The organism is Bradyrhizobium sp. LTSPM299, from assembly GCF_000938235.1.
Classification (GTDB): domain Bacteria; phylum Pseudomonadota; class Alphaproteobacteria; order Rhizobiales; family Xanthobacteraceae; genus Bradyrhizobium.
This window is the reverse complement of record NZ_JYMU01000074.1, coordinates 1-4,543: the sequence shown is the minus strand read 5'-3', so window position 1 is coordinate 4,543 and position 4,543 is coordinate 1. Positions and strand designations below refer to the sequence as shown.

Annotated in this window: 3 protein-coding genes; all 3 read right to left on the bottom strand. The window is 64.9% G+C overall.

Features of this window, described 5'->3' with window-relative positions; all coding sequences use genetic code 11:
- On the bottom strand, nucleotides 1-453 hold a 453-nt coding region (locus UP10_RS34130), incomplete at its 3' end, for a chemotaxis protein CheW (RefSeq protein WP_044539230.1).
- 12 nt (nucleotides 454-465) lie between these two features.
- Nucleotides 466-3,195 carry a hybrid sensor histidine kinase/response regulator gene (locus tag UP10_RS34125; protein ID WP_044589378.1) on the bottom strand — a complete coding sequence of 910 codons (2,730 nt, stop codon included), beginning with the start codon at nucleotides 3,193-3,195 and terminating at the stop codon, nucleotides 466-468.
- Nucleotides 3,196-3,603: 408 nt separating this feature from the next.
- On the bottom strand, nucleotides 3,604-4,543 hold a 940-nt coding region (locus UP10_RS34120; protein ID WP_050043931.1), incomplete at its 5' end, for a flagellin.

Below are 4,543 nucleotides of genomic sequence, written 5' to 3'. Positions count from 1 at the left end.
GGGCATCAATTCGAGTACGCGATCGACGTCGAGGACGACCATGAGCTGACCGTCGAGGCGGTGGACCCCGCCGGCGAGCTTGGCCATGCGGGGATCGAGGTTGACGGGGTTTTCCTCGCAGCCGTCGTCGGGCAGCCGCAGCACCTCGCCGATCTGGTCGATCAGGAGGCCATAGGATTCCCCGCGCAGGTCGACACCGACCGCCATCGGCGGCTTGCCGTCATCGGCCTTCGGCAGCCCGAGCCGGGCGCGCATGTCGACCACGGTGACGATGCGGCCGCGCAGATTGAGCACGCCGGCGATCTCGGCGGATGACAGCGGCACCCGCGTCAGCCGCTCCGGCATGAACACGTCCTGCACCCGCGAGATCGGCAGCCCGAACAGCTGGCCGCCGATCACGGCGGTGACGTATTCGACCATCGCGCCTTCGCTTGTCTCGGTCTTGCTGGTCATCATGACAGTTCCTTAAGCCGCCCGGCGCAGTTCGGCGGTCTGTTCCTTCAGCGCCGCGATCAGGCCGGGACGGTCGAACTTGGCGACATAATCGTGGAAGCCGGCCTGCCGGCCGCGCTCGATCGCCGCCGGCGACACCATCGCCGACAGCGCGATGATCGGCAGCCCGGTCAGATTGTTGTCGGAACGGATGCTTTCGGCGAACTCGAAGCCGTTCATCTCGGGCATCTCGATGTCGGTCAGCACGACGTCGAAGGCCTGCCCCGAACGCAGCACGGCAAGCCCCTCCTGCGCGTTCGGCGCGGTCCGCACCTTGTAGCCGGCGGCCTTCAGCACCGGCGCCAGCATGTTGCGGAAGAAGGCACTGTCATCGACCAGCAGCACGGATTGCGAACTTGCCGAGGGGCGCATCTCCTTGCGCGAGAACCAGTCGGCAAACGCCATCGGCAGGAAGTGGCCGACGTCGATCACCTCGGTGGCCTGGCCCTTGATCACGGCCGAGCCGAGGATACCCTCCTGCGAGCCCGCGACCTCGATGTTGAGCCGCTCCTCGACGATGTCGATGATCTCGTCGACCACCAGCCCCATCGAGCGGCCGTCGTCGGCGAACACCAGGATCGGCTGCGCACCTTGCGTCTGCACATTGACGCCGGCCATCTGCACCAGCGGCATCAGCTGCTCGCGGTACTGCACCATGTAGCGACCGTTCGAGAGTTCGATCTTGTCGGTTGCGATCTCCTCCAGCCGGGTGACGAGGCCGAGCGGCACCGCCTTGGGCTGGCTGGAGCCGGCACGGAACACCAACAGCGAGGTCAGTTGCTCGCCGGACGAGGCATGGGCCGAGGCGCTGTCGTCGGCCATGTCATGGGCCGAGGAGCCGGAGGCGCCGAGCGCTTTGGCGATGCCGTTGGGGTCGATGATCATGATCACGGCGCCATCGCCCAGGATGGTGTTGCCGGAGAACATGTCGATGTGGCGCAGCTTCGTGGACATCGGCTTGACCACGATCTCCTCGGTGTGGAACACGCCGTCGACCACGATGCCAAAGGTCTGGCTGCCGACCTGCGTCACCACGATGAAGCCGTTCTCGGGATCGGAGGTCGCGCCGTCGTCGATCTTCAGGAGCTTCTTGAGGTGGATCAGCGGCAGCAGCTTGTTGCGCAGCCGCAACACCGCGGTGTCCTTGATCCGCTCGATGCGGTGCTCGGAGTTGGCCCGCGCCCGCACCAGCTCGACCACGGCGAGCTGCGGGATCGCAAAGCGGTCACCGCCGGCTTCCACGATCAGGGCGGAGACGATCGCGAGCGTCAGCGGGATCTTGATGGTGACGGAGGCGCCCTCGCCGGCCACGCTCTTGATGTCGATGGTGCCGCCGATCTGGTCGATATTGGTGCGGACCACGTCCATGCCGACGCCGCGGCCGGAGACCGAGGTGATGGCGGCGGCAGTCGAGAAGCCCGGCGCGAAGATGAACTTGTGGATCTGCGCCTCGGTCATCTTCTCCAGTTCAGCCTCGGTGACGAGACCGTTCTGGACTGCCTTGGCCTTGATCCGCTCGGTGTTGAGCCCGCGGCCATTGTCGGCGATGCAGATGATGATGTGGCCGCCCTCGTGATAGGCAGAGAGCCGGATGGTGCCCTGCTCGCCCTTGCCGGCGGCGACCCGCTCGGCCGTGGTCTCCAGGCCGTGGTCGGCGGAGTTGCGCACCATGTGCGTCAACGGATCCTTGATCAGGTCGAGCACCTGGCGGTCGAGCTCGGTGTCGGCGCCGTGCATCTCCAGCTCGATCTGCTTGCCGAGTTCGCCGGAGAGGTCGCGGACGATGCGGGGCAGCTTCTGCCAGGCGTTGCCAATCGGCTGCATCCGCGTCTTCATGACGCCTTCCTGCAGCTCGGCGGTGACGTTGGACAGACGCTGCAGCGGCACCTTGAACTCGGTGTCCTCGTTGCGGCGGGAGATCTCCAGCAGCTGGTTGCGGGTCAGGACCAGCTCGGAGACCATGGTCATGAGATGTTCGAGGGTGTCGACGTTGACCCGGATCGACTGGTTGGCGATCTTGTCGCCTTCCGGGACGTCGCCCTCGGCGGCAGCCGCCTTGCGGGCCGGCTTCTTCGCGACCTCGGCGGGCTCGGCTGCGGCAACCGCAGCAACCGCAGGCGCGGCGGGTTTGGCGACAGGCGCGGGGACGACCACTTCGGGCGCGGTCTCGCGGAAAGCGCGTTCGAGTTCGTCGAGCGAGACCTCGCCGGGGCGCAACGGACGCTCCAGCGTCTGCACCACCAGCGTGCCTTCGGACATCGCCGGCTGCACGGGAGGTGCGGCGACCTCAGGCATTTCTTCAGCTGCAGCAGCGGCCATGGCGGCCATGCCGCGCTCGACCATGGCTTCCAATTGATCGATCAGATCGCGGTCGTCGCCTTCAGGCTCGGCCTCGGTGGCCTCGAGCCCTGCCAGGATCTCCTTGATGCGGTCGATCGAGGACAGGATCAGTGTCACGGCCTCAGCCTTGACCGGCATGCCGTCGCGGAATTTACCCATCAGGGTCTCGCCGGCATGCGCCAGCGCTTCCAGCCGCGGCAGGCCGAGGAAGCCGCAGGTCCCCTTGATGGTGTGCACCAGGCGGAAGATGTTATCGAGAATCTTCGCGTTGTTGGGGTCCTGCTCGAACCGAACCAACTGGTTGTCGACCGTGTCGAGGCTCTCGCCGGTTTCGGTCAAGAACTCCCGCAACAGGTCGTCCATCGGAATCGGCCCCCTCAAAGTGCTACGGAACGATCGGCTCCTACCGATAACTCCGCCGGCTTCACGGCGACGTTAATTTCGCAGTCCGTGCAAATACGGACGATGAGGCGTTTCAAATAGTTGAACGAAGCATCGCAATGTAGCCGCCAATCTCGAAAGAACAGGCACTTACCGACGGCATGGATAAATCTGTGTCGGATGCATCGTCGTGGTTTGAATCAAATCGCAGCAGACGGCCGTTAAGCTTGGTAGAGGCACGCGATCTCGCGGCACCAAGCGCTTAGCACGACAGCGTGATTGCGGCCTGCAACTCCTGATTGAGATACTCAGGTCACCTGACGACACGCAAAAGCAAAGGCGGCGGAGTTTCCCCGCCGCCCCCATATTCGATGTCTGTTGCAGCTATCCTTAGCGGAGCAGCTGGAGAACGCTCTGCTGCGACTGGTTGGCCAGAGCCAGCGCGGACACCGCGATCGACTGGCGGGTCGACAGCGCCTGGCTGTTGGCCGCTTCCTCGTTGGTGTCGGCCAGCGTCAGGTTGGACGAGCCGGTCTGCAACACGTTGATCAGGTTCTTGTTGAAGTCCTGGCGGATCTGCACGACCGAGAGGTTCGAACCGAGCGACGACGCTTCCGAGCGGAGCGTGTCGGAGGCCGAGCCGAGCTTGGCAACGATGGCGTTTGCCGAGGTGCTGTCCAGGAAATCGGTGCCAGCCGTCAGCGAACCGAGACCAAGGCCGCCGGCGTTAAAGGTCACACCCGAGATGTTGAGGGTGGACTTGCCGGTTTCATTGAACGTCAGCTTCAGATTGTCGCCGTTCAACAGGTTGACGCCGTTGAAGGACGAATCCTGGGCGGTCGTCGTAATCTGCTGGATGATGACGTTGTACTGGCTGACGAGGTTGGCGCGGGTCGCCTGCGAGGTCGGATCGGAAACGGCGGCATTGACCGTGCCGACCGTTGCAGTGGTGGTGCCCGCAATGTCGACGCCTTCACCGGTCGGGGCGGTGCCCGTCTTGGTGATGGTCTGGCTGGCGGCATCGTTGGTCGAGGTGAAGGTCAGCGTATCGGCGGTCGCGGAGAGCGACGCGGAGACGGCAACGCCGTTCGAAGCCAGCACGCTGTTGAGCTGATCGAGCGTCTGGACGGTCGCGGTGCCCGCACCGGTCGAGAAGCTCGAACCGACCGTGACCGCGAGCGAGCCGGTGGCGGTCTTGAAGGTGATGACCGAACCGCCGAGCTTGCCGGCATTGAGGTCGGTGGCCACCGTGGTGCCGGTGCCGGCGCCAGTACCGGTGACGTCGACATTGGCCTTGGTCGAGTAGCCGACCGGGCTCTGCAGCACCTGG